General features: G+C 76.8%; 1 protein-coding gene. It reads left to right on the top strand.

Features of this window, described 5'->3' with window-relative positions; translation table 11 throughout:
- Nucleotides 1–711, top strand: a 711-nt coding sequence (locus OZN99_RS32830) for an N-acetylmuramoyl-L-alanine amidase family protein (protein ID WP_270939364.1), incomplete at its 5' end; no start/stop codon positions are given.
- Nucleotides 712–738: the final 27 nt, after the last annotated feature.

The following is a 738-nucleotide window of genomic DNA, read 5'->3' as shown; positions in this document are numbered from 1 at the left end:
CCGGCCGCCAGCCTGCCGCTGGTGGTGCTCGACCCCGGCCACGGCGGCCGCGACCCCGGCGCGATCGGCACGCAGCGCACGCAGGAGAAGACGGTGGTGCTGGCCACCGCGCAGGAGCTGCGGCGCCTGCTGGAGGCCTCCGGCCGTTGCCGCGTCGCGATGACGCGCACCGGCGACCGTTTCGTGCCGCTCGGGGACCGCGTGGAGTTCGCCCGCCGCCGGGACGCCGCGCTGTTCGTCTCGCTGCACGCGGACAGCGCGCCGGGCGCGCGCGGCGCCAGCGTCTATACCCTCGGCGCCGGCTCCGACGCCTTCTCCAACGCGCTGGCCAGGCGGGAGAACGACTCCGACCGCGCCGGCGGGCTGCGCATGCCCTCCGTCCCGCCGGAGGTGCAGGCGATCCTGATGTCGCTGATGCGGGCGGAGACGCGGGCCGGCAGTGCGCGGATGGCCCGGATGGTGGTGCAGGAACTGGGCGAGGACGTGCCCCTGCTGCCCAATACCCACCGCCAGGCCGGCTTCGTGGTGCTCAAGGCGCCGGAGATCCCCTCCGTCCTGGTGGAGCTGGGCTTCCTCTCCCACCCGCAGGACGAGGCGGCGCTGCGCCGGGCCGACCACCGCGCGAAACTGGCCCGCGCCCTGTCCCGGGCGGTGACGGGCTGGCTGGCGCGGGCCCATATGCCGGAGGCGCTGGCCGTCGGGCCGGGCTGAGCGGCAGGCCGCGGCGCCCGTCCTGGC

Source organism: Falsiroseomonas oryzae (assembly GCF_027856955.1).
In the GTDB taxonomy this organism is placed as follows: Bacteria; Pseudomonadota; Alphaproteobacteria; order Acetobacterales; family Acetobacteraceae; genus Falsiroseomonas; species Falsiroseomonas oryzae.
Note: the sequence above shows the minus strand (reverse complement) of the source record. Positions and strands in the feature narration are given on the sequence as shown.